The organism is Aeromonas sp. PI_26 (genome assembly GCF_027854445.1).
In the GTDB taxonomy this organism is placed as follows: domain Bacteria; phylum Pseudomonadota; class Gammaproteobacteria; order Enterobacterales; family Aeromonadaceae; genus Aeromonas; species Aeromonas veronii.
In genome coordinates, this window is sequence record NZ_JAJNOE010000010.1 from 1 (window position 1) to 23,004 (window position 23,004).

General features: G+C 59.8%; 20 protein-coding genes and 6 tRNA genes. 9 read left to right on the forward strand and 17 right to left on the reverse strand.

The annotated features are described in order from the left end of the window. The 3 genes from LRL22_RS11925 to rluA form a co-directional block, all read left to right on the forward strand. The coding region (locus LRL22_RS11925) for a hypothetical protein (RefSeq protein ID WP_270905456.1) at nt 1–196 on the forward strand (196 nt) is incomplete at its 5' end. A gap of 70 nt (nt 197–266) precedes the next feature. Further along, nucleotides 267–3,134: an RNA polymerase-associated protein RapA gene (gene rapA, locus LRL22_RS11930; protein ID WP_270905457.1), complete on the forward strand. Its 2,868-nt coding sequence runs from the start codon at nt 267–269 to the stop codon at nt 3,132–3,134. 115 nt (nt 3,135–3,249) lie between these two features. Beyond that, nucleotides 3,250–3,906 (forward strand): bifunctional tRNA pseudouridine(32) synthase/23S rRNA pseudouridine(746) synthase RluA, encoded by a 657-nt coding sequence (gene rluA / locus LRL22_RS11935; RefSeq protein ID WP_042058808.1) that lies wholly within the window; start codon nt 3,250–3,252, stop codon nt 3,904–3,906. A gap of 72 nt (nt 3,907–3,978) precedes the next feature. Here the strand turns inward: rluA and LRL22_RS11940 are convergent, their stop codons facing one another. The 5 genes from LRL22_RS11940 to treR all read right to left on the reverse strand — a co-directional run bounded on the left by LRL22_RS11940 (nt 3,979) and on the right by treR (nt 9,190). Continuing rightward, a complete protein-coding gene (locus tag LRL22_RS11940; protein WP_005336040.1) occupies nt 3,979–4,167 on the reverse strand; it encodes a hypothetical protein in 189 nt (62 codons plus the stop codon). A gap of 120 nt (nt 4,168–4,287) precedes the next feature. After that, nucleotides 4,288–4,887 (reverse strand): sugar O-acetyltransferase, encoded by a 600-nt coding sequence (locus LRL22_RS11945; protein WP_270905458.1) that lies wholly within the window; start codon nt 4,885–4,887, stop codon nt 4,288–4,290. A 3-nt stretch (nt 4,888–4,890) separates the two neighbouring features. Continuing rightward, nucleotides 4,891–6,552, reverse strand: coding sequence for an alpha,alpha-phosphotrehalase (gene treC, locus LRL22_RS11950; protein ID WP_270905459.1), 1,662 nt, complete (start codon nt 6,550–6,552; stop codon nt 4,891–4,893). A 67-nt stretch (nt 6,553–6,619) separates the two neighbouring features. Continuing rightward, nucleotides 6,620–8,050 carry a PTS trehalose transporter subunit IIBC gene (gene treB / locus LRL22_RS11955; protein ID WP_270905460.1) on the reverse strand — a complete coding sequence of 477 codons (1,431 nt, stop codon included), beginning with the start codon at nt 8,048–8,050 and terminating at the stop codon, nt 6,620–6,622. Nucleotides 8,051–8,242: 192 nt separating this feature from the next. Next, complete coding sequence (treR, locus tag LRL22_RS11960; protein ID WP_270905461.1) at nt 8,243–9,190, reverse strand: trehalose operon repressor TreR; 948 nt, start codon at nt 9,188–9,190, stop codon at nt 8,243–8,245. Nucleotides 9,191–9,327: 137 nt separating this feature from the next. On the opposite strand from treR, the gene LRL22_RS11965 reads away from it, so the two are divergent. The 6 genes from LRL22_RS11965 to pbpG all read left to right on the forward strand — a co-directional run bounded on the left by LRL22_RS11965 (nt 9,328) and on the right by pbpG (nt 14,946). Continuing rightward, nucleotides 9,328–10,278, forward strand: coding sequence for an AEC family transporter (locus LRL22_RS11965; protein ID WP_199416610.1), 951 nt, complete (start codon nt 9,328–9,330; stop codon nt 10,276–10,278). A gap of 61 nt (nt 10,279–10,339) precedes the next feature. Beyond that, nucleotides 10,340–10,534, forward strand: coding sequence for a heavy-metal-associated domain-containing protein (locus LRL22_RS11970; RefSeq protein WP_199416611.1), 195 nt, complete (start codon nt 10,340–10,342; stop codon nt 10,532–10,534). A gap of 130 nt (nt 10,535–10,664) precedes the next feature. Continuing rightward, nucleotides 10,665–11,723: an L-asparaginase 2 gene (ansB, locus tag LRL22_RS11975; RefSeq protein WP_219264521.1), complete on the forward strand. Its 1,059-nt coding sequence runs from the start codon at nt 10,665–10,667 to the stop codon at nt 11,721–11,723. 259 nt (nt 11,724–11,982) lie between these two features. Further along, nucleotides 11,983–13,275, forward strand: coding sequence for a hemolysin family protein (locus LRL22_RS11980; RefSeq protein ID WP_216949737.1), 1,293 nt, complete (start codon nt 11,983–11,985; stop codon nt 13,273–13,275). Between the two features lie 18 nt (nt 13,276–13,293). Continuing rightward, nucleotides 13,294–13,959 carry a DedA family protein gene (locus LRL22_RS11985; protein WP_005343012.1) on the forward strand — a complete coding sequence of 222 codons (666 nt, stop codon included), beginning with the start codon at nt 13,294–13,296 and terminating at the stop codon, nt 13,957–13,959. A 159-nt stretch (nt 13,960–14,118) separates the two neighbouring features. Beyond that, nucleotides 14,119–14,946: a D-alanyl-D-alanine endopeptidase gene (pbpG, locus tag LRL22_RS11990; protein ID WP_236768632.1), complete on the forward strand. Its 828-nt coding sequence runs from the start codon at nt 14,119–14,121 to the stop codon at nt 14,944–14,946. A gap of 345 nt (nt 14,947–15,291) precedes the next feature. On the opposite strand, the gene LRL22_RS11995 is transcribed toward pbpG, so the two are convergent. From LRL22_RS11995 to pncC, 12 genes are all read right to left on the reverse strand, one after another. Next, nucleotides 15,292–15,368 (reverse strand) — tRNA-Arg (locus LRL22_RS11995). 28 nt (nt 15,369–15,396) lie between these two features. Continuing rightward, nucleotides 15,397–15,473: transfer RNA gene (locus tag LRL22_RS12000), tRNA-Arg, on the reverse strand. A gap of 29 nt (nt 15,474–15,502) precedes the next feature. Beyond that, nucleotides 15,503–15,579: transfer RNA gene (locus LRL22_RS12005), tRNA-Arg, on the reverse strand. A 25-nt stretch (nt 15,580–15,604) separates the two neighbouring features. Further along, nucleotides 15,605–15,681: transfer RNA gene (locus LRL22_RS12010), tRNA-Arg, on the reverse strand. 100 nt (nt 15,682–15,781) lie between these two features. Next, nucleotides 15,782–15,858: transfer RNA gene (locus LRL22_RS12015), tRNA-Arg, on the reverse strand. 3 nt (nt 15,859–15,861) lie between these two features. Then, nucleotides 15,862–15,954, reverse strand: a tRNA-Ser gene (locus LRL22_RS12020). A gap of 213 nt (nt 15,955–16,167) precedes the next feature. After that, nucleotides 16,168–16,356 (reverse strand): carbon storage regulator CsrA, encoded by a 189-nt coding sequence (csrA, locus tag LRL22_RS12025; protein ID WP_005336053.1) that lies wholly within the window; start codon nt 16,354–16,356, stop codon nt 16,168–16,170. Nucleotides 16,357–16,459: 103 nt separating this feature from the next. Next, complete coding sequence (locus LRL22_RS12030) at nt 16,460–17,698, reverse strand: aspartate kinase (protein ID WP_005336054.1); 1,239 nt, start codon at nt 17,696–17,698, stop codon at nt 16,460–16,462. A gap of 16 nt (nt 17,699–17,714) precedes the next feature. Next, complete coding sequence (gene alaS / locus LRL22_RS12035) at nt 17,715–20,339, reverse strand: alanine--tRNA ligase (RefSeq protein ID WP_270905462.1); 2,625 nt, start codon at nt 20,337–20,339, stop codon at nt 17,715–17,717. 294 nt (nt 20,340–20,633) lie between these two features. Next, entirely contained in the window at nt 20,634–21,143 is a 510-nt protein-coding gene (locus LRL22_RS12040) for a regulatory protein RecX (RefSeq protein WP_270905463.1), read from the reverse strand. A gap of 41 nt (nt 21,144–21,184) precedes the next feature. Next, nucleotides 21,185–22,249, reverse strand: coding sequence for a recombinase RecA (gene recA / locus LRL22_RS12045; RefSeq protein WP_005348744.1), 1,065 nt, complete (start codon nt 22,247–22,249; stop codon nt 21,185–21,187). 80 nt (nt 22,250–22,329) lie between these two features. Next, nucleotides 22,330–22,821: a nicotinamide-nucleotide amidase gene (gene pncC / locus LRL22_RS12050; RefSeq protein ID WP_123173861.1), complete on the reverse strand. Its 492-nt coding sequence runs from the start codon at nt 22,819–22,821 to the stop codon at nt 22,330–22,332. Nucleotides 22,822–23,004 lie beyond the last annotated feature (183 nt).

Below are 23,004 nucleotides of genomic sequence, written 5' to 3' on the forward strand. Positions count from 1 at the left end.
TCTGGATCACGCTTGCAAGGGTGTTTTCGAATTAAATTCGCATTTTTGGTTCAACCGTTCACTAATCATCCAAAAAGCGCATTTATCCTGCAACAACACACCCGTTTGGCGAGCTCGCTATCCTCTAGATGGCGTGGCGGTGGTAGCAGATCAAGGTTGTGGCGATTTGGTCTCTCTACATCTATATGCATGGTGATCGAGGTCACGCCTTCGGGTAACATAGCGCCCCTTTGCGATTCACACACTCTTGGGCTTTGGAGAGTTTAATGCCTTTTGCACTTGGCCAGCGTTGGATTAGTGATACAGAGACGGATCTGGGGTTGGGGACTGTCGTTGCTGTTGAAGGACGCATGGTTACCCTGTTGTTTCCGGCTACCGGTGAAAACCGCATGTATGCCAAAGAAGAGGCGCCGGTCACCCGGGTCAGCTTCAATGTGGGCGATCAGATCACCAGTCACGAAGACTGGACCATGACGGTCGAAGAAGTGCAGGAGAAAGACGGCCTGCTTATATATGTAGGTGTGCGCACTGACAATAATGAGCCCGTTGCCCTCAAGGAAGTGTTTCTCAACAACTTTATCAAGTTCAACAAGCCGCAGGATCGCCTGTTCGCCGGTCAGATCGATCGGATGTCCCGCTTCACCCTGCGCTACGAAGCGCTGGTCAACCAGCACCAGCGTCGTCGCAACCCGACTCGTGGTCTGGCCGGTGGCCGGGTCAGCCTGATCCCGCACCAGCTCTATATTGCCCATGAAGTGGGTCACCGCTACGCTCCGCGCGTACTGCTGGCCGATGAGGTTGGCCTGGGCAAGACCATCGAAGCGGGCATGATCATTCATCAGCAGCTGCTCTCCGGCCGCGCCCATCGCGTGCTCATTCTGCTGCCCGAGACGCTCCAGCACCAATGGCTGGTCGAAATGCTGCGCCGTTTCAACCTGCACTTCTCCCTGTTTGACGAGGAGCGCTGCATCGAGGCGTTTGCCGATGCGGAGAACCCCTTCGAGACCGAACAGCTGGTGATATGCAGCCTCGACTTCCTGCGCAAGAAGCGTCGTCGCTTCGAGCAGGTGCTGGAAGCCGAGTGGGATCTGCTGGTTGTCGACGAAGCCCACCATCTGGAGTGGAGTGAAGAGGCGCCGAGCCGTGCCTATGAAATGGTGGAAGCGCTGGCCGAACAGGTGCCGGGCGTGCTGCTGCTGACTGCGACACCGGATCAGCTGGGCCACCAGAGCCACTTTGCCCGTCTGCGCCTGCTCGATCCCGAACGTTTCTACGACTACGAGGCTTTCCTCGCCGAGGAGCAGGCCTATGGTCAGGTCGCCAGCGCCGCACAAGAGCTGCTGGATGGCGAGACCCTGAGCGATGAAGCCAGACAGATCCTCGCCAGCCAGCTGGAAGGGCTGGACTTGAGCGATGCTGAGGCCCGCCAGCAGGCAGTCGCCAAGCTGCTGGACCAGCACGGCACCGGCCGGGTGCTGTTCCGTAACAGCCGCGCCAATATTCAGGGCTTCCCCGAGCGTCACCTCAACGTCTACCCTATGCCGCTGCCGGAGCAGTACAAGACTGCCATCAAGGTGATGGGCATGATGGGTGGTAACGGTGGCGATCTGCAGACCCGTGCCCTGCGCTACCTCTATCCCGAGAAGATCTTCCAGCAGTTCGAAGGCGACAACGCCACCTGGACCCAGTTCGACCCGCGCGTAGAATGGTTGCTGGAGCTGCTGCTCTCAGCCCGCCAGCAGAAGGTGCTGGTGATCTGCTCCGAAGCGGCGACCGCCATCGCGCTGGAAGAGGCGCTGCGTACCCGTGAAGGGATCCGTGGTGCCGTGTTCCACGAAGGGATGTCGATCCTCGAGCGGGACAAGGCCTCCGCCTATTTCGCCCAGCAAGAGGGGGGCGCCCAAGTGCTGCTCTGCTCCGAGATCGGTTCAGAAGGACGCAACTTCCAGTTTGCCAGTCATCTGGTGCTGTTCGATCTGCCGCTCAATCCGGATCTGCTGGAACAACGTATCGGCCGACTGGATCGTATCGGTCAGCAGAATACCGTCGAGATCCACGTTCCCTATCTGGAAGGGACTGCCCAGCGCGCCCTGCAGCTCTGGTATCACGATGGTCTGGACGCGTTCGAGCAGACCTGCCCGACTGCCCGCCCGGTATTCGAAGCGGTACGTGAAGAGCTGTTCGAGCTGCTGGCCGCCAACACCGGCGATCAGGCGGCACTCGACGTCCTGCTGGTCAAGACCCGCGAACTGCACGAGCCGCTCAAGGCCCGACTGGAGCAGGGCCGCGATCGCCTGCTGGAGATCCACTCCAGCGGTGGCGCCGCCGCCCAGCAGTTGGTCGACAAGCTGGCCGCCGAAGATGACGACACCGGCATGATCTCCTTTGCCCTCAAGATGTTCGACGAGATCGGCGTCAATCAGGATGACCGTGGCGAGAACGCGCTGGTGCTGACTCCCGGTGATCATATGCTGGTTTCCAGCTTCCCAGGCCTGCCGCAAGATGGCATGACCATCACCTTCGATCGCAACACCGCCCTGTCGCGTGATGACATGGCGCTGCTCTCCTGGGATCACCCCATGATGCGCGGCGGTATCGACCTGATCCTGGGCTCCGAGATCGGTGCCACCTCGGTCGCACTGCTCAAGAACAAGGCGCTGCCCATCGGCTCCATCCTGCTTGAGCTGATCTTTGTCGCCGAGTCTGCGGCCCATCCCCAGCTCTACCGCTTCATGCCGCCGACGCCAATCCGTCTGCTGATGGACAAGAACGGCCAGAATCTGGGTGAGAAAGTGGCGTTCGATGCCTTCAACCGCCAGCTGACTCCGGTCAATCGCCACCTCGGCAGCAAGCTCGTGACTGCATCCCAACCGGTGATCCACGGTCTGATTGGCAAGGGCCAGGCCATTGCCGAAGAGCTGAAAGCCGGGATTGTCGACAAGGCCCGCGCCCAGATGGCGCAGACCCTGCAGCAGGATCTGGATCGTCTGGAAGCGCTCAAGGCGGTCAACCCGAACGTGCGCGACAGCGAACTGGATTATCTGCGCAATCTGCAGGCAGAATTGCACCACCTGATCGATCAGACCCAACTCAAGCTGGATGCAATCCGCTTTATCGTGGTCACCCATAACTGACAAGGTACCGACTGATAGCGGCCAGACCCAGCTCAAACTGGATACCCAAGGCCGCTTTGTCGTGGTTACCCATAACTGATGGGGGCTTGCCCCCACCTTCTGATGCGAGACATTTATGTTTGAATACTCACCGCCTCTGGAACCCTGGCTCGATATCCTGTTCAAGGACAAGGACATCATGGTGGTCAACAAGCCCACTGGCCTGCTAAGCGTCCCCGGGCGCGGCCCCGAGAATGAAGACAGCGTCCTGCATCGGGTGAAACAGCAACACCCCAAGGCGGCGGCAGCTCATCGCCTCGACATGTCCACCACTGGCGTCATTGTCATTCCCCTCAATCCCAACTCTCATCGGGAACTGAGCCGACAATTTCGCGAGCGGGAGACCGAGAAGCACTACCTCGCCTGGGTGTGGGGTGAGCCGGAGGCAGAGTCGGGTCAGGTTGACCTGCCGCTCTGCGTCGACTGGCCCAACCGCCCGAAACAGAAGGTGGATCACGAGGAGGGGCGTCACGCTCTGACCCTGTGGGAAAAACTGAAAGTGGAGAACGGCAACAGCCTGATCAAGCTGACCCCCATCACAGGTCGCTCACACCAGTTGCGCGTCCATATGCTGGAGCTGGGGCATCCGATCCTGGGTGACAACCTCTATGCCCATCCGGATGCGCTGGCGGCTGCGCCCCATCTCTACCTTCATGCGGCCAGCCTGACCATCAGCCACCCCCGCAGTGGCGAGCGGATGACCTTCGAGGCGCCAGCCCCCTTCCCGCTCTGAGCGGAAGAGGCTCGCGCCAAATCGCAGAGATAAAAAAGCCCCCATCGTGAGATGGGGGCTTTTTCATTAGGGTCAGACGCGAATATCGATCTTGCTTCCCAAAGAAGCGCTGGCCGATGTCGGTGCAACCGGCGCTGATTGCGCTGCGTTTTGCAGCAGCTTCAGCGCAGCTTCGCCCTCTTGGGTCTGCTGTTTCTTGGCCAGACTGGCCGTCATCAGAGCAGAACCAAACGACGCATTTGCAGAACTTGATATATCCATAGGGTTCCTCCTGCATTCAACAGTATCGGCCAAGCGGCCCCGAACATAAGCACTGAATGCAAAACAATCTGACAGTTGCTTTTCTATCAATCAGATAGCAATAGCATTCATGGCCCCTATTCACCGCTGGATGACGCCTTCCAGCTCCTGTGCCGTCATCGGCCGAAGCACCTTGCAAGGGTTGCCAGCCGCCACCACGTTGGCGGGCACATCTTTGGTCACCACCGAGCCGGCGCCGATGACGCTGTTGTCACCGATGGTGACGCCGGGGCAGATGACGACGCTGCCGCCAATCCAGACGTTGTGACCGATCCGTACCGGCTTGCCGAACTCGACCCCCCTGATACGCGGCGCCACCGCCACCGGGTGAGCGGCGGTGTAGATCTGCACCCCGGGCGCCAGCAGCACGTTGTCGCCGATGTGCACCTCACAGACGTCGAGGATGGTGCAATTGACGTTGGCGTAGAAGTTCTCGCCGACGAAGATATTGGTGCCATAGTCGCAGAAGAACGGCGGATTGATGGCGCACTCCTGGCCGCGTCTACCGAGCAGCTCGTGCAGCAAAGCATCCAGCGCCGGTTTCTCCTGCCAGCAGGTGTTGAAGGTGTTATAGAGCTTGCGGCAGCGCTCGCGCGCCGCTTTGAGCTCGGGGTCGCCCGCATCATAGGGCTCCCCCGCCACCATCTTCTGCCACTCGGTACCGCGCACCACCTTCTCCATTACCTACTCCATCAGCCAGATCAGGGATTCATAAGGGCGCAGCATACCCGATTGCGGTTGGGCCGGGCTATCTGGGTAGTTTCCAAGCAGCAGGCGACCTTGCCCGCTTTGCAGCTCGACAGGCAAGGCAAACTCAGCCGGCTCGCCGTAGAAGTTGCTCACCACCAGCAGGGTCTGGCCGTTGGCGCGACGGGCATAGGCCCAGATCTGTTGGTGCCCGGTCAGCAGCTCCTGATAATCCCCCTGAGTGAAGATGGGGTGCGCCTTGCGCAGGGCGATAAGATCCCGATAGTGCCAGAACACCGAGTTCTGGTCGGCCAGCGCCGCATCGGCGTTGATCTCGGGATAGTTGGCGGCAGGCTTGAGCCAGGGCGTTCCTTGGGTGAAACCTGCGTTGGCCGCAGCGCTCCACTGCATCGGGGTGCGCGAGTTGTCGCGGGACTTGGCAGCGAGAATGGCGAGGATCTCGGCCTCGCTCATCCCTTCAGCCTGCTTGATGGCGAAGATGTTGCGGCTCTCCACATCCTGATAGTCATCGATGTGCTGATAGCCGGGGTTGGTCATGCCGATCTCCTCCCCCTGATAGATGTAGGGGGTGCCTTGCAGGCCGTGCAGCGTGCTGGCCAGCATCTTGGCGGCCACGACCCTATGCTCACCCTCATCGCCAAAACGGGAGACGATGCGCGGCTGATCGTGGTTGCACCAGAACAGCGCCGACCACCCCTTGCCATGCATGCCGCTCTGCCAGTGGTTGAAGATGCGCTTGAGTTCGAGGAAGTCGAACGGCGCCTTGGTCCACTTGTCGCCGTTGGGGTAATCCACCTTCAGATGGTGGAAGTTGAACACCATGGAGAGCTCGGAGCCATCGAGGGCGCCATAGCGCTGGCAGTGCTCCAGCGAAGTAGAGGACATCTCCCCCACCGTCATGGCGCCGACAGGAGCAAACACGTCGCAGCTCACATCCTGCAGGAATTCGTGGATGCGCGGCCCGTCGGTGTAGAAGCGGCGGCCATCGCCAATATCGTCGTTCGGGAAGGTCTGATCCTTGGAGATAAGGTTGATAACGTCGAGCCGGAACCCATCCACCCCCTTCTTGGCCCAGAAGTGAATGATGTTTTTCACCTCGGCGCGCACCGCCGGATTTTCCCAGTTGAGATCCGCCTGCTCGCGGGCAAACAGGTGCAGGTAGTACTGACCGGTGGCAGAGTCCAGCTCCCAGGCGCTGCCGCCAAACTTGGATTGCCAGTTGTTGGGCACGCCGCCATCCACCGGATCGTGCCAGATGTAGTAGTCGCGGTAGGGGCTGTTTTTATCCCCCAGCGCCGACTTGAACCAGGCGTGCTCGGTGGAGGTGTGGTTGACCACTATATCCATCACGATGCGGATATCGCGCGCGTGGGCGGCGGCCAGCAGCGCCTCGAAATCATCCATGGTGCCGTAGGCGGGGTCGATGGCGTAGTAATCGGCGATGTCGTAGCCGTTGTCCACCTGCGGCGAGACGTAGACCGGGGTCAGCCAGAGGGCATCGACCCCCAGCGTCTTGAGGTAATCGAGGCGGGCCATGATCCCCTTGAGGTCACCAGTGCCACGGGCAGCGGAATCCTGAAAGCTCTTGGGATAGATCTGGTAAATCACGGCGCTCTGCCACCAGGGTGTTTGGCTCATGGCTCTTTCTCTTGTCACAAATTGAAAAGGGAGAGGGCGACCCGCAAGGTCGCCCGGACAATCAGATTCAGGCGCTGGCTTCGGCCAGCTTGCCGGCCGCTTGCTGGCGCTTGTAGACCAGCAGAGTCAGCACCACCGGTACCACGATGGCGACCAGCATGGCGAGGGAGTAAACGGCCCAGTATTGCGGCTGGATGGAGAGGATGCCCGGCAGGCCGCCTACCCCGATGCCGTTGGCCATCACCCCGGCGAAACCGCAGATGAGGGCTGCAAGGCTGGAGCCCACCATGGCGCACAGCATGGGGAACTTGTACTTGAGGTTGATACCGTACATCGCCGGTTCGGTCACCCCGAGATAGGCGGAGATGGCGGCAGGCACCGAAATCTCCCGCTCGTTCTCCTTGCGGCTAATCAGAATGATGCCGACGACCGCAGACGCCTGAGCGATGTTGGAGAGGGCGATAAGCGGCCAAATCGGGGTGCCACCCATGCTCTGCATCAGTTGCAGATCCACCGCGTTGGTGGTGTGGTGGATGCCGGTGATGACCAGCGGCGCGTAGAGGAATCCGAACAGGGCGGCACCGATAGGGGCGAAGGAGCCGGTCATGGCCGCCTTGGCAGCGAAGCCGACGCCATCACCAATCCAGCGGCCGAACGGGCCGATAAAGGCGTGAGCCACGATCACCGCCAGCAGCAGCGAGACAAACGGCACAATCACCAGATAGAGGTAAGCCGGAATGATCCGCTTGAGGTTGGTCTCAACCCAGGCGAGGAAGACACCCGCCAGCAGCGCCGGAATGACCTGTGCCTGATAGCCCACCTTCTGGATCACGAACAGGCCGAAGTCCCACACCTCGGGAGTCTGCTGACCAATGCCGTAGGCGTTCATCAACTGCGGTGACACCAGCGTCACCCCCAGCACAATACCCAAGATCTCGGAGCCGCCCATCTTCTTCACTGCAGACCAGCAGACACCGACCGGCAGGAAGTGGAAGATCGCCTCGCCCAGCAGCCAGAGGAAGGCGTGCACCTGAGACCAGAACTGGCTGATCTCGGTGAGGGTGTGAGTACCATCGTCGAACATCTTGATGTCGCCGATGACGTTGCGAAAGCCCAGGATCAGACCGCCGGTGATGATGGCGGGCAGCAGCGGAACGAAGATCTCCGCCAGATGGGAAATGCCCCGCTCCAGCGGGTTCATGTTCTGGCGGGCCGCCTGCTTGGCGGTCTCCTTGCTGCCGCCGCTGACGCCGAGCTGCTCGGTCAGCGCCTTGTACCACTGCTCTACCTCGTTACCGATCACCACCTGGAATTGACCGCCCTGGGTGAAGCTTCCCTTCACCGCCGGGATGGTTTCGATAGCCTTGCTGTCGGCCTTGGCCGGATCGTTCAGGACGAAGCGCAACCGGGTCAGGCAGTGGCTGACGGTGGCGATGTTCTCCTTGCCGCCGATCTTGTCGATCAGGGTGGCAAGCTGCTGTGCGTTGATCTTGGACATGGGTCTTCCCTCTGTGACGCCATTGAATAGTGGTCTGTATCGCCCTTTTGAGCCAGTCTGTCGGCCGGAGCGTTTTTGGTATCGTTCCCATTTAGCATGCCGACAATCCGGCCAGATCGAAATGGGAACGTTCCCAAATCGTGGCCAGCGTCACAAAAAGCACACTTTTTGTTCAGTCGGAAGTGATGGGGCTCACAGGGTTCGGCAGGGGGCGATAGTCACCAGCGGAGGCTGATCCTGCTCAATCTGGCCGAGCAGCTGACGCGCCGCCTGCTCCCCCGCCCCTTTGTAACCAAGATCGAGAGTGAGGGCGTTGGGGAAGAGGAAACTGAGCATGGGGTTGTTGCCAAGACCGGTCACCAGCACCTCACTACGCCCTTGTTCTTGCAGGTATTTTGCCGCACCAATGGCGAGGGTGTCGCTGGCGCAGACCAGCGCCTGGGTGGAGGGGGTAAGCAGCTCGGCCGCCAGCCGGTAGCCGCTCTGCAGGCTGAGATCGCCGAGGGCGCTGCGCGGGCGCAACCCCTGCTCTGCGCAGTAAGCGAGATAGGCGTCTAGGCGGCGCTGGCCTGTGGTGAGATCCGAGGCATCCACCCCCAGATAGGCGATATCGCGGGCGCCACGGCTTGCCAGCTGCGCCAGCATGGTGCGCACCGCACCGGCGTCGTCAAAACAGACCGAGGAGAAACCGGGATATTCACGGGCGACCAGCACCAGCTTCTCTTTCAGCGGCGCCATGGCGGCATAGTCCAAGTCATTGAAGGCGAACAGGATAATGCCATCCACCCCGCGCCGCTCCAGCACCGCCAGATGCTCCTGTACCTTGGCGGGGGAGAACTTGCTCTCCATCAGCACAGCATCGTAGCCGCGCTGATAGAGGGTCTCCAGCATGCCGCGCACCGCCTGATTCTCCGAGCTGGAGTCGAGCCGCGAGACGATGATCCCCACCACCTGCTGGCTCTGGCTGCGCATGGCCCGCGCCGATTTGCTCGGCACGAAGCTATGTTCGGCGATGATCTGCTCCACCCGCTCGCGGGTCTCCTGCTTCACCTTGGGATCCTGATTGAGCACCCGGGAGACGGTCGACTTGCCGACGCCACTCAGTCTGGCGATATCGAGGATGGTCAGTTTCTTGTCCATGAATTGGCTCACAGGAGGCTAGGCGGTGGAATTGCCCACATTGTTGTGATTAACCCCTGTGAATACAAGCCCATGGCGTTAGAATGCCCTTTTTGCCCCGCCGTCAGGGTGTGTGGGCACAGCACAGGATGCCCATCATGGATCTGCTGGCCAGTATGCTCTTCTCCCTCTCCATCACAGGCCCCATCTGCGTGGTGCTGCTGCTCGGCATCTTGCTCAAGCGGCTGGGGCTGCTGCCGGATCCCTTTACCGAATCCGCCTCGCGACTGGTATTTCAGGTCACCCTGCCCGCCCTGCTCTTTCTCAGTATTCTGGGTACCAACTTCGCCACCATGCCGAGCCTCTGGTTTATCGGCTATGGCCTGCTCGCCACCGTTATCAGCTATCTGGTGCTGGAACTGCTGGCCGGACGTTTTATCGGGGAGCAGCGACTGCGCGGGATCTTCGTGCAAGGTAGCTTTCGCGGCAACAGCGCCATTATCGGGCTCGCCTATGTGCAGAACGCCTACGGCCACGAGGGGTTGGGGGCGGCGGCCTTCTATGTCGGCGCGGTGACCGTGCTCTACAACATTCTCGCAGTGATCACCCTCACCCGCAGTCTCGGCGGCGCCACCGGTATCCGCCCCATTCTGCTCGGCATCATCAAGAATCCCCTGATCATCGCCATTGTGGCGGCGCTGCCCTTTACCCTGTTCGGTATCAAGATGCCGCAACTGCTGCTCACCACCGGCAGCTACTTCGCCAACATGACGTTGCCGCTGGCGCTGCTCTGCACCGGCGCCTCCCTCAGCCTGGATGCTCTGCGTGGTGGTGCAGCCATTGCGGGCTGGGCCAGCATCATGCGGCTCTGTCTCATTCCGGCTGCGTTCACTCTTGGGGCGGCCCTGCTCGGCTTCAGCCATCTGGAGCTGGGTATTCTGTTTCTCATCAGCGCCACCCCGACTGCCGCCGCCAGCTATGTGATGACCCGTGCCATGGGGGGCGACAGCGTGCTGGCCGCGAACATCATCGCCACCACCACCCTCGGTTCGCTGGTCACTACCAGCCTCGGGGCAACTCTGATGAACTATCTGGGTCTTATGTACTGAGGCTTGACCTTGCCGGAGGCGGCAGCTTTAGGCTGGCGCTCATCAACAGAGGAGATATCCCATGACCATCGAACTCACCGTGTCCGGCATGTCCTGCGGTGGCTGCGCCGCCAGTCTGCAAAAAGCCCTGCTGGCCCAGCCTGCAGTCACCACCGCAACCGTCGATTTCACCAGCAGCAAGGCCGTCATCGAGAGCGAGCTGAGCAAGGCCGAGCTGATCGCCCTGATCGAAGACAAGGGTTTCTCTGCGAGTTAAATTATCTCCATAGAGGTATAAAACAGGTTAAAAATCTGTACTCACCTGTCTTTTGGTGAGTTTTATCACAGACCCGGGTTATTAAACGGGCAAACTTGCTGCGATTATTCCAACCATAAGGATTTGCAGCATGACCCTACCGATCCGCAAGACCCTGCTCGCCGCCGTCGTCGGCCTGACCCTCTCCCCCATGGCAATGGCCCTGCCCAACGTCCATATTCTGGCAACCGGCGGCACCATTGCCGGGGCAGGCCAGTCCGCGACCCAGTCCAACTACGAGGCAGGCAAGGTGGCCATCGAAACCCTGATCGCCGCCGTGCCCGAGATGAAAAACGTGGCCGACGTGCAGGGTGAGCAGGTGGTCAAGATCGGCTCCCAGGACATGAACGACGAGGTGTGGCTCAAGCTGGCCAAGCGGGTCAACGAGCTGCTGGCCAAGGATGACGTGGATGGCATTGTCATCACCCACGGCACCGACACCATGGAAGAGACCGCCTACTTCCTCAATCTGACCGTCAAGAGCGACAAGCCGGTGGTGCTGGTCGGCGCCATGCGCCCCTCCACTGCCATGAGTGCCGATGGCCCGCTCAATCTCTACAACGCCGTAGTGACCGCCTCCGACCCCGCCTCCAAGGGCCGTGGCGTGATGGTGGCGATGAACGACACCGTGCTGGATGCCCGCGACGTCACCAAGACCAACACCACCGGGGTGCAAACCTTCGCCTCCCCCAACTTTGGCCCGCTCGGCTACATCCACAACGGCAAGATCGACTATCAGCGCAGCCCGGCCCGTCTGCACACCAGCAAGACGCCGTTTGACGTGAGCAAGCTCGACAAGCTGCCGCAAGTTGGCATCGTCTACAGCTACGCCAACGCCACCGACTTGCCGGCCAAGGCGATGGTGGATGCCAAGTTCGACGGCATCGTCAGCGCCGGGGTGGGCAACGGCAACCTCTACCACACCCTGTTCGACACCCTGGCCAAGGCGAGCAAGGATGGCATCCGCGTCGTGCGCTCCGCCCGCGTGCCGACCGGCGCCACCACCCTGGATGCCGAGATCGATGATGCCAAGTACGGCTTCGTGGCCTCCGGCACTCTCAACCCGCAGAAAGCGCGGGTGCTGCTGATGCTCGCCCTGACCCAGAGCAAGGATCCGGCCCAGATCCAGCGCTGGTTCCAGCAGTTCTGACAACGGTTGCCTGAACCATGACAAGCAAGGGCGGGACTTCCCGCCCTTTTCCATCCAGCCATGCCACTTCGCCAAGCACCCGCCTCACCCATTACGTCGTTTGGCGAGGTCATACTTCCCTTTTCCGGCCATCTTTTTTAGCCATCACAAAGCGCTGTCATCAAATTAGCGAGCCGGATCACCCGCTTTCACAAGCGCATCGCCGCCAAATTCATTACACTGCCAGCGATCTTATCCACTCAAGGAGTGCTGTTGCTGTATGGAAATATTGATCCTGCTGGGATTGATTTTGCTTAATGGCGTCTTCGCCATGTCAGAAATCGCCATCGTCACCGCACGCAAGGCTCGCCTCGGCAAGCTTGCCTCTGAAGGCAACCGCTCCGCCGCCATTGCCCTCAAACTGGGCGAAGACCCGACCCATTTTCTCTCCGCCGTCCAGATCGGCATTACCAGCATAGGTCTGCTCAACGGTATCTACGGCGAATCCCTGCTGGCCCAGCCCTTCTCCCTCTGGTTGCAAGAATGGGGGCTCCCCGCCAAGAGCAGTGGCCTGATCGCCACCGTCATAGTGGTGGTGGTGGTTACTTATCTCTCCATTGTGGTGGGGGAGCTGGTGCCCAAGCGGCTCGGTCAGCTCAATGCCGAGCGCATCGCCTGTCTGGTGGCCCGCCCCATGCACTGGCTCGCCACCCTGACCCGCCCCTTCGTCTGGCTGCTGTCGGCCTCCACCAATGCCAGCCTGCGGCTGCTGCGGGTCAACCAGAACGGCAGCGCCAACGTCACCGAGGAGGAGATCCACGCCATGCTGGTGGAAGGATCGGAAGCCGGGGTGATCGAGGATCATGAGCACACCATGCTGCGCAACGTCTTCCGTCTCGACGAGCGCAGCCTCTCCTCCCTGATGGTGCCGCGCAGCGATATCCGCTATCTGGATCTGGCGCTGCCGCTGGAGACCAACCTGCAGCGGCTGGTGGAGTATCGCCACAGCTATTTTCCGGTCTGCGACGGCAACCTGTCAGAATTGGTGGGTATCATCAATGTCAGCAAGGTGCTGCACGCCTATATCAAGGGGGAGCCCATCGATCTGGTTGCCCTGACCCAGGAGGGCAGCCTGCTGCCCGAGACCCTCAACGGCGTCGAGCTGCTCAACCACTTCCGCACCCACAGCGAACAGATGGCGCTGGTGGTGGATGAATATGGCGAGCTACAGGGGCTGGTCACCCAGCAGGATCTGCTGGAGGCGCTGGCGGGGGATTTCCAGCAGGAGGATGGCGAGGACAACTGGGCCTTCCGGCGCGCCGACGGCAGCTGGCTGCTCGATGGCCTGATCCCGTTGCCGGAGTTGAAGGATTGTCTGGAGCTGGTTCGTCTGCCTGAAGAAGAAAAACATCACTATCACACCCTCGGAGGGCTTATCATGCTGCTCCTTGGTCGTGTTCCACAAACCGGAGACCTGGTGACACTGGAACAGTGGCAACTGGAAATTGTTGACATGGATGGCCTGCGCATCGACAAGGTGCTCGCCATGCCCTTGACCGATCAACCCAGCTAACCTGCGGAGTTTGCAAGTATGGAGCAGTTTTACCAACTGGCTCACGCCTTTATGAATCACGATCTGAACACACTTTCCGATCCCAAGATGGCCTTCATGATCTGTGGTGTGATTCTGACGTTTCTGGTACTGGAAAATGGATTCATCCCTACCGCCTTTCTGCCCGGTGACAGCCTGCTGATCCTCACCGGCGTACTCATCTATCAGGATGTGTTGTCTCTCGGGGTGATCCCGCTGTTGATCATGGCTACCTTTGTCGGCACCTGGCTCGGTTACATGCAGGGGCGCTTTCTCGGCCACACCCAGCTCTACCATCGGCTGATGTCCCACGTGGAAGAGCGGCACCAACAGAAGGTCTACCACCTGCTGGACAAGTACGGGATCATCACCCTGATCACCGCGCGCTATATCGCCTTCGTACGCACCGCCTACCCCTACATCGTCGGTGCCACCGAGCTGCCCCAGGGGCGCTTTCTCATCGTCAATCTGATCAGCTCCATCATGTGGATCTGCCCGCTGGTCGGGTTTGGCTACTACCTGAGCCACACCAAGCTAGCCGCCGAATACCAGACCCAGTTCTTCAACATCATCATCTATCTGCCGGTGGCCCTGCTGGTGGGTGGCATGGTGGCACTGGTCTGGCGCTGGATCAGCAAACGCAGGGCCGCGCAGCCGCGGGATTGACCCCTCGCCCAACGCCCGACCCGAAAGCCCTCGCCAGAGGGCTTTTTTGATCGCCAATTTTGCGCAAATAGCAGAAATAGTCCCGCTCGGCCCTTGTAAAGCCGGGGTAAAAATGAGTGAATCTAGCGCCTTTTTTTGGATGGGAATGGAGTCGGTTGTATGTGGTGTCGGATTCGCGCAGCAGCGCTGGTTGTCGGGTTGATGGGAATGTTGGGATTGCCTGCGGTCAGCGCGGCACCCAACCCAGCCAAACTGGAAGTACGCTCGAGCAGCGCCCTGGTCGTGGATGTAAAAACGGGCAAGACGCTCTACCAGAAGAATGCCACCAAGGTGCGTCCCATCGCCTCCCTCACCAAGCTGATGACAGCGCTGGTGGTGCTGGATGCCAAGCAGAATCTCAACCAGACCATTACGGTCGACAAGAACGATCTGGATCGGGTCAAACACACCCACTCCCGCATCCGCATGGGCACCAAGGTGACCCGCCGCGACGCCCTGCATCTGGCGCTGATGTCCTCCGAAAACCGGATGGCCTCGGCACTGGCGCGTCACTATCCGGGCGGTCGCAGCGCCTTCGTGCGGGCCATGAACAACAAGGCCAGACAGCTGGGTATGCGTAATACCCACTTCTACGACTCCACCGGCCTCTCCACCCGCAACGTCTCTACCGCCCAGGATCTCGGCAAGCTGACCGCCGCCGCCTATCGTCAGCCGCTGATCCGTCAGTTCACTCAGGATGAGAACCGGGAGATGCGCTTCAGCGCCCCCGCCTACAGCCTGATGTTCAACAACACCAACCCGCTGGTGAAAAACCCGGATTGGGACGTGCGCCTCTCCAAGACCGGCTTCACTGACGAAGCGGGTCGCTGTCTGGTGATGCGCGCCAAACCGGACAGCCGCGAGCTCGCCATCGTGCTGCTCAACTCGGTGGGCAAACGCACCCCTATCGGCGATGCCAACCGCATTCGCAAATGGCTGAAAAGCTGAGTAAATATCTCAACACAAAAGGATGCTGCGGCATCCTTTTTTATTGCCCGCAGAACGCCTAGGCAGGCTTTGCAGGATGTTGATATCCAAACCCTGAGATGATGAGCTGCACGGCATCTGCCGTTGCAACAGCAGGCATACAGCGCGCCTATAGATGAGGCAAAGGGTGGTGAGGCGGTACAACGATCAGAAAAACTGTGCACAATCACAGATAGGGGAAGAAATAAGGACAAGAACAGCCAGGTAAACGGGCGATCCACCCGCAACAGCGCACGGGGATCCGCACAAAAAAGTTAAATATCGCCCATAAAAAAACAGCCCCGACCGAAGTCGGGGCTGTCTGTATGGTGCGCCCGAGAGGATTCGAACCTCTGACCACCTGGTTCGTAGCCAGGTACTCTATCCAGCTGAGCTACGGGCGCTCATAAACTTTTGGTACTGCTTGAAATATGGTGCGCCCGAGAGGATTCGAACCTCTGACCACCTGGTTCGTAGCCAGGTACTCTATCCAGCTGAGCTACGGGCGCTCACAAACTTTTGTGTACTGCTTGAAAAATGGTGCGCCCGAGAGGATTCGAACCTCTGACCACCTGGTTCGTAGCCAGGTACTCTATCCAGCTGAGCTACGGGCGCTCATAAATCGTTGTGTCGTTTTAAATGGTGCGCCCGAGAGGATTCGAACCTCTGACCACCTGGTTCGTAGCCAGGTACTCTATCCAGCTGAGCTACGGGCGCCCTGTTTTAAAACGATAAAAAAAGCTTACTTATCAGTAAGCCTTTTCCAAAGTGTCGACTTGCTGATGGTCAACACATGACTCTTGCTTGAGTCGTAATATGGTGCGCCCGAGAGGATTCGAACCTCTGACCACCTGGTTCGTAGCCAGGTACTCTATCCAGCTGAGCTACGGGCGCAAATGGCGGAGAAGGGGGGATTCGAACCCCCGATGCGGGTATAAGCCGCATACTCCCTTAGCAGGGGAGCGCCTTCAGCCTCTCGGCCACCTCTCCGTTTGCGGGGCTGATAATACTTCACAGGGATTTTTAGTCAAACACTTTTTTGGAGAAAAAAGTGCGTTCGCTCAGCATTTGGCCAAAGCGTGGAATATTCAAACAATATCGGCACTTATCCCGCAGTTTCGCGCCCTGCAGGGCGATTTCAGGGGGCCGGAAAAACAAAAGGCGACACATGAGGTGTCGCCTTGTCACAGCCATGAAAGTGGCTTAGAAGCCCGGTTGGCCCGGAACTTTCTCGGCCTGGATGCGCTGGTAGATCTCTTCGCGGTGTACGGAGACCTCTTTCGGCGCGTTAACACCGATACGGACCTGGTTGCCTTTAACGCCCAGTACGGTGACAGTCACTTCATCACCAATCATCAGGGTTTCCCCAACACGACGAGTCAAAATAAGCATTCGCTTGCTCCTGTATCCTGTTTTGTTTTTATATCGATATGCGACATTATCTAACAAAGATACCGATATGGTAAATGGTTGAAACTAAATCAATCAGAGATTGTTAGCCCAAGGGCTGCTCTTGCGGTGCCTGATCCAACCCGAAAGCCGCGTGCAGGGCTCGCACCGCCAGCTCCAGATACTTCTCGTCAATCACCACAGAGATTTTGATTTCAGAGGTCGAGATCAACTGCATGTTGATCCCCTCCTCGCCCAATACCTTGAACATGGTGCGCGCAACACCGGGATGGTTCCACATGCCGACACCGACAATGGAAACCTTGGCAATTTCGCCATTTCCCTGCACGCAGGAGGCGCCAAGTTCGGTGGCGGTCTCCTCCAGCAGTGCCCGGGCGCGGCGATAGTCGTCACGATTCACCGTGAAGGTGAAGTCGGCGGTGCCATCTCCCAGGGTGTTCTGCACAATCATGTCGACATCAATGTTGGCGTCACTGATCGGATTCAGGATCTGCGCGGCAACGGTTGGTCTGTCCGGCACGCCCAGAATGGTCAGGCTGGCCTCGTTGCGGTTAAAAGCGATCCCGGATACCAGGGGAGCTTCCATCCTATCACCTCCATATGTGATTAAGGTTCCCTCTCCATCGATAAAGCTCGACAGCACCCGCAGCGGGACGCGGTACTTACCCGCAAACTCCACCGAGCGGATCTGCAGCACCTTGGCGCCGAGACTGGCCATCTCCAGCATCTCCTCGAAGGTGATGGTGTCGAGACGACGCGCCTTGGGCTCGATGCGCGGATCCGTGGTGTATACCCCATCCACATCGGTAAAGATCTGGCACTCATCGGCCTTGATGGCCGCCGCCACGGCAACCGCCGTGGTATCCGAACCGCCGCGGCCCAGCGTCGTGATGGCGTTATGCTCGTCACGGCCCTGGAAACCGGCGATCACCACCACCTTGCCCGCAGCCAGTTCGGCATGAACCAGCTCGGTGTCGATGTGGGTGATGCGCGCCTTGCCATAGGCGGAATCGGTATGAATCCGTACCTGATCACCGGTCATTGAGACCGCGGGGCAACCGCGTTTGTTCAACGCGATCGCCAGCAGCGCTATGGTGACCTGCTCACCGGTGGAGACCAGTACATCCATCTCCCGCCGGTTGGCATCAGGATCCAGCTGCTGGGCCATGCCCAGCAGCCGGTTGGTTTCGCCCGACATGGCGGAGACAACCACCACCACATCGTGTCCCTGGGCGCGGGTCTGCTCGACCCGCTCAGCTACCGCCTCGATCCGCTCCAGTGTGCCGACCGAGGTGCCGCCGTACTTCTGTACATAGAGTGCCACAGATCACCTCGCCCGATTACAGGCGCTCTTCCAGCCAGGAGTGAACGGATTGCAGCGCTGCCGGCACCGCCTCAGGCTGGGTACCACCCGCCTGTGCCATGTCCGGACGGCCACCGCCCTTGCCACCCACCTGCTGGGCAACCAGATTGACCAGCTCACCGGCCTTGACCTTGCCGGTCAGGTCGTTGGTGACGCCCGCGATCAGGTTGACCTTGCCATCGGCACAGGTTGCCAGCAGCACAACACCGGACTTCATCTGGTTCTTCAGCTCGTCCAGCATGCCGCGCAGGGATTTCGGATCGGCCCCTTCCAGCGCTGCAACCAGCACCTTCTGACCGTTGATCTCGATCACCTGACCCAGCAGATCGTTACCAGCCTGAGCGGCCAGCTTGGCCTTAAGCTGCTCCAGCTCGCGCTCCATCATCTTGGCCTTGTCCAGCATCTGGCGAACCTTGTCGGCGATGCAGAACTGGTCACCTTTCACCAGTGCGGCAGCCTCTTCGATCTGCTCGCCAACCTGATGCATGAAGTCGATGGCGGCTTTGCCGGTCACCGCTTCGATACGGCGCACGCCAGCTGCGATACCGCTCTCGGCGATGATCTTGAAGAAGCCGATATCACCGGTGCGCTTGGCGTGAGTACCGCCACACAGCTCGGTGGAGTAGTCGCCCATGCGCACGACACGCACGTCGTCTTCATATTTTTCACCAAACAGCGCCATGGCACCGGCGGACTTGGCCGCCTCCAGATCCATCAGCTGGGTGGTGATTTCGTGGTTGGCGCGGATCTGGTTGTTGACCAGCTCCTCGACCCGGCGAATGGTCGCCATGGTCAACCCCTCGAAGTGGGAGAAGTCAAAGCGCATGCGCTCGGCCCCTACCAGAGAACCTTTCTGGGTGACATGCTCGCCCAAAGCCTGACGCAGGGCAGCGTGCAGCAGGTGAGTCACGGAGTGGTTCAGGGCGATGGCCTGACGACGGTCAGCGTCAACCACGGCTTCCACTTCGGCGCCCTTCTCCAGGGTGCCCAGCTCCATGTAGCCCTTGTGGATGATCGCCTTGCCCGCTTTCAGGGTGTCGGTCACGGCAAAGATACCGTCGTCTACTTTCAGGGTACCGCTGTCGCCAATCTGGCCGCCGGACTCGGCGTAGAAGGGGGTCTCTTCCAGCACGATGACCGCTTCGTCACCGGCGATAAGACCGCTCACCTCTTCCACACCCTTGTAGATACCGACCACGCGAGTGCGCTCGGTCAGGGTCTTGTAACCGGTGAAGGGGGTCTCGAAGTCGAGCTTGAGCATCTCGTTGTAGTTCACGCCGAAGCTGGAGGCCTCTTTGGCACGAGCACGCTGCTTCTCCATCTCGGCCTTGAAGCCCTCTTCGTCGATGCCGATCTCGCGCTCGCGCACCACGTCGGCAGTCAGGTCGGCCGGGAAGCCGTAAGTGTCATAGAGCTTGAACACAACTTCGCCCGGAATAACCTTGGCATCACCCAGGTTGGCCAGAGCGTCTTCCAGCAGCAGCAGACCGCGATCCAGGGTGCGGACGAACTGCTCCTCTTCAATGCGCAGCACGCGCTCGACCAGCGGCAGCTGGGCGATCAGCTCGGCAGCGACATCCTTCATCTGCACTGCCAGCTCGGCAGCCAGTTTGTAGAAGAAGACATCGGTCGCGCCCAGCTTGCGACCGTGACGCACGGCGCGGCGGATGATGCGACGCAGCACATAGCCACGACCTTCGTTGGACGGCATCACGCCATCTGCCACCAGGAAGGCGCAGGAGCGGATGTGGTCAGCGATGACGCGCAGGGACTGGTTGCTCAGATCGGTGGTACCGACAATCTCGGCCGCTTTCTTGATCAGCGCCTGGAAGATGTCGATTTCGTAGTTGGAGTGGACACCCTGCATGATGGCGGAGATACGCTCCAGACCCATGCCAGTATCCACGGACGGACGCGGCAGCGGCTCCATGGTGCCGTCAGCCTGACGGTTAAACTGCATGAAGACCACGTTCCAGATCTCGATGAAACGGTCACCATCCTCTTCCGGTGAGCCGGGACGGCCACCCCAGATGTGATCGCCGTGGTCATAGAAGATCTCGGTGCAAGGACCGCACGGGCCGGTATCGCCCATCGCCCAGAAGTTGTCAGAAGCGTAAGGGGCACCCTTGTTGTCACCGATGCGCACGATGCGATCGGCCGGCACACCGACCTCTTTTTCCCAGATATCGAAAGCTTCATCGTCAGTCGCGTAGACGGTCACCAGCAGGCGATCTTTCGGCAGCTGCAGCACCTCGGTCAGGAAGCCCCATGCAAACTTGATGGCATCCTGCTTGAAGTAGTCACCGAAGCTGAAGTTGCCCAGCATTTCAAAGAAGGTGTGGTGACGAGCGGTATAGCCGACGTTTTCCAGATCGTTGTGCTTACCACCGGCACGCACGCAACGCTGGGAAGTCGTCGCGCGATCGTAGGCACGCTTGTCTGCGCCAAGGAACACGTCCTTGAACTGGTTCATACCCGCGTTGGTAAACAACAGGGTCGGGTCGTTATGCGGTACCAGCGAGCTGGAGGAGACAACCTGGTGCCCCTGGGAACGGAAATACTCGAGAAACGCAGCGCGAATCTCTGACGTGGACATATACATGGAAAATCCTGCTTGATTCGAATACGGACTTTTAACCGCATTAATGTAAGTTTTCTGCGGGGTAAAGTAAAACGGACAGGGCCGCCACGGGCGAAAAAGCGCACATAAACGGGCCAGATAAGAGCGCCGCTGCCCACAGTGGCTTTTTTCACTGTCGAGAGGCAAAAAGCAGCGCATAAAGAGGGATGAGATAAACAAAAGGCCGCTTTTTCGGGATTGTGCGCGCAAGCTACTGAACGGGCAGGAAAAACCTGCCGCAGGGAGAGGTGAAACGACGTTTGCCACGCAGTGGCGTTACTCCTCCCGCTCCTGCAGGGCAGAGATAGCGTAACGTGCCTGATCCTGGGTAAAGCCGCGCCCCAGCAGATATTTGAGCCACTTCATCCGCAGCTTGAAATCGGCCAGATCGGCCACCCGGGCGCGCCGTTCGAGCAGGGCAAACGCCAGTTCGAACCAGTCCAGCTCCGGCTGATCGAATGCGGCATCAATCTGCATATCGTCGAGCCCCTTGCGGCGCAGATCGAAGCGGATCTTGATGGGGCCATGCCCCTTGGCGGCTCCGGCACGTACAGCCATACCGCCGTAACGTTCGTCATTGACCCAGTTGTAACCACGGCAGTAGTCGACCACCGCCTCGATCACCTCTTCATTGAAACCCTGCTGGCGCAGCCGGTTGGCCAGCTCTGACTCGGCACTCTCGCGGCGGGCCAGACTGCGCATGGCAAAGGCGCGGGCGGCGGCCAGCTGTTCGGCAAAGCTCGGCTCGGCGGGCTCGACCGGTTCGGTAACGGATTCATCAACCATAAATAACAAGGCCGGGTATCAACCCGGCCTTCCTTTGTTCCTTATTCGAACTCTTGTTCGCTTTCGGCATCGAACTCGTCTGCCTCAACCGGAGCAGCCTTGTCATCGACAGGCACTGCGCCGGAGAGCAGCAGCTCGCGCAAGCGGGCTTCCACTTCGCCAGCCATCACCTTGTTCTCGGCGAACAGCTTCATCACGTTGGCCTTGCCCTGACCGATCTTCTCACCGTTGTAGCTGTACCAGGCACCGGCCTTGTCGATCAGCTTGTGCTTGACGCCGAGATCCACCAGCTCGCCCTCTTTGGAGATACCGGCGCCGTAGAAGATCTGGAATTCGGCCTGCTTGAAGGGCGGGGCAACTTTGTTCTTGACCACTTTGACGCGAGTCTCGTTACCGACCACTTCGTCGCCTTCCTTGATGGCGCCGATACGACGGATATCCAGACGCACGGAGGCGTAGAACTTGAGCGCGTTACCACCGGTAGTGGTCTCCGGGCTACCGAACATGACGCCGATCTTCATCCGGATCTGGTTGATGAAGATGCACAGGCAGTTGGCGTTCTTGATGTTGGCAGTCAGCTTGCGCAGCGCCTGGGACATCAGACGGGCCTGCAGACCAACGTGGGAGTCACCCATCTCCCCTTCGATTTCCGCTTTCGGCGTCAGGGCCGCAACGGAGTCGACGATGATGACGTCAACGGCGTTGGAGCGAACCAGCATGTCGCAGATCTCCAGCGCCTGTTCGCCGGTATCCGGCTGGGAGATCAGCAGGTCGTCGACGTTGACGCCCAGCTTGGCAGCGTAGATAGGGTCGAGGGCGTGTTCCGCATCGACGAAGGCACAGGTTTTGCCTTTCTTCTGGGCTTCCGCGATCACCTGCAGGGTGAGGGTGGTTTTACCGGAAGATTCCGGGCCGTAGATTTCGACGATACGGCCACACGGCAGACCGCCGATGCCCAGCGCCACGTCCAGCGAGAGGGAACCGGTAGAGATGGCTTCGATATCCATGGTCTTGCTGTCGCCCAGACGCATGATGGAACCTTTGCCGAACTGCTTTTCAATCTGACCCAGCGCAGCCGCCAGTGCCTTTTGTTTGTTCTGATCCATGCCAATCTCCGCTGGAAATCGTGAGTAAGAAGTGAAGTTGGGCTAAGTATACTGTCTATTCATACAGTATCAAGCCCAATTTATCTGAGCAGGGCCAACAGACCCGACAAGGCCTGTCTCACCGCCTGCTGGCGCACCTGTCGGCGATCCCCGTCGAAGCGGGCGAGCAGGGAGTGGTGACGGCCGTTGCGGTCGGCCCAGGCGAACCAGACGGTGCCGACCGGCTTGCCCTCGGTGGCGCCGCCGGGGCCGGCGATGCCACTGATGGCAACGCTGATGGAGGCCGACGAGTGCGTCAGCGCGCCGCGGGCCATCTCCAGCACCACCGCTTCGCTCACTGCACCGTGCTGTTCAAGGCTATCGCTGCTCACCCCCAACATCTGCTGCTTGGCCTCGTTGGTGTAGGTGACAAATCCGCGATCGAACCAACCGGAGCTCCCCGCGATGTCGGTGATGGCGCTGGCCACCCCGCCGCCGGTACAGGATTCGGCGGTCGCCGCCAGCCAGCCCCGCTGGCCAAGGGCCCGTCCCAGCTCGATGGCAAGGTGCTCTATCTCTGCATCCAGTTTCATCACGACTCCTTCTGATCCGCTCAAGAGGCACATTATGCGATCCCGCTAGCGCCGCCCGCAACCACGGCAGACCGCCCTTGCCTGCCGCAATGTGAGGTGCCGCACCTGTGCCATGCCTTCCATAGCGCAGAGCAGCTGCGCCCGGAACACCCGCTCCCCCGTCGCAGCGCTTATGTGTAGAAT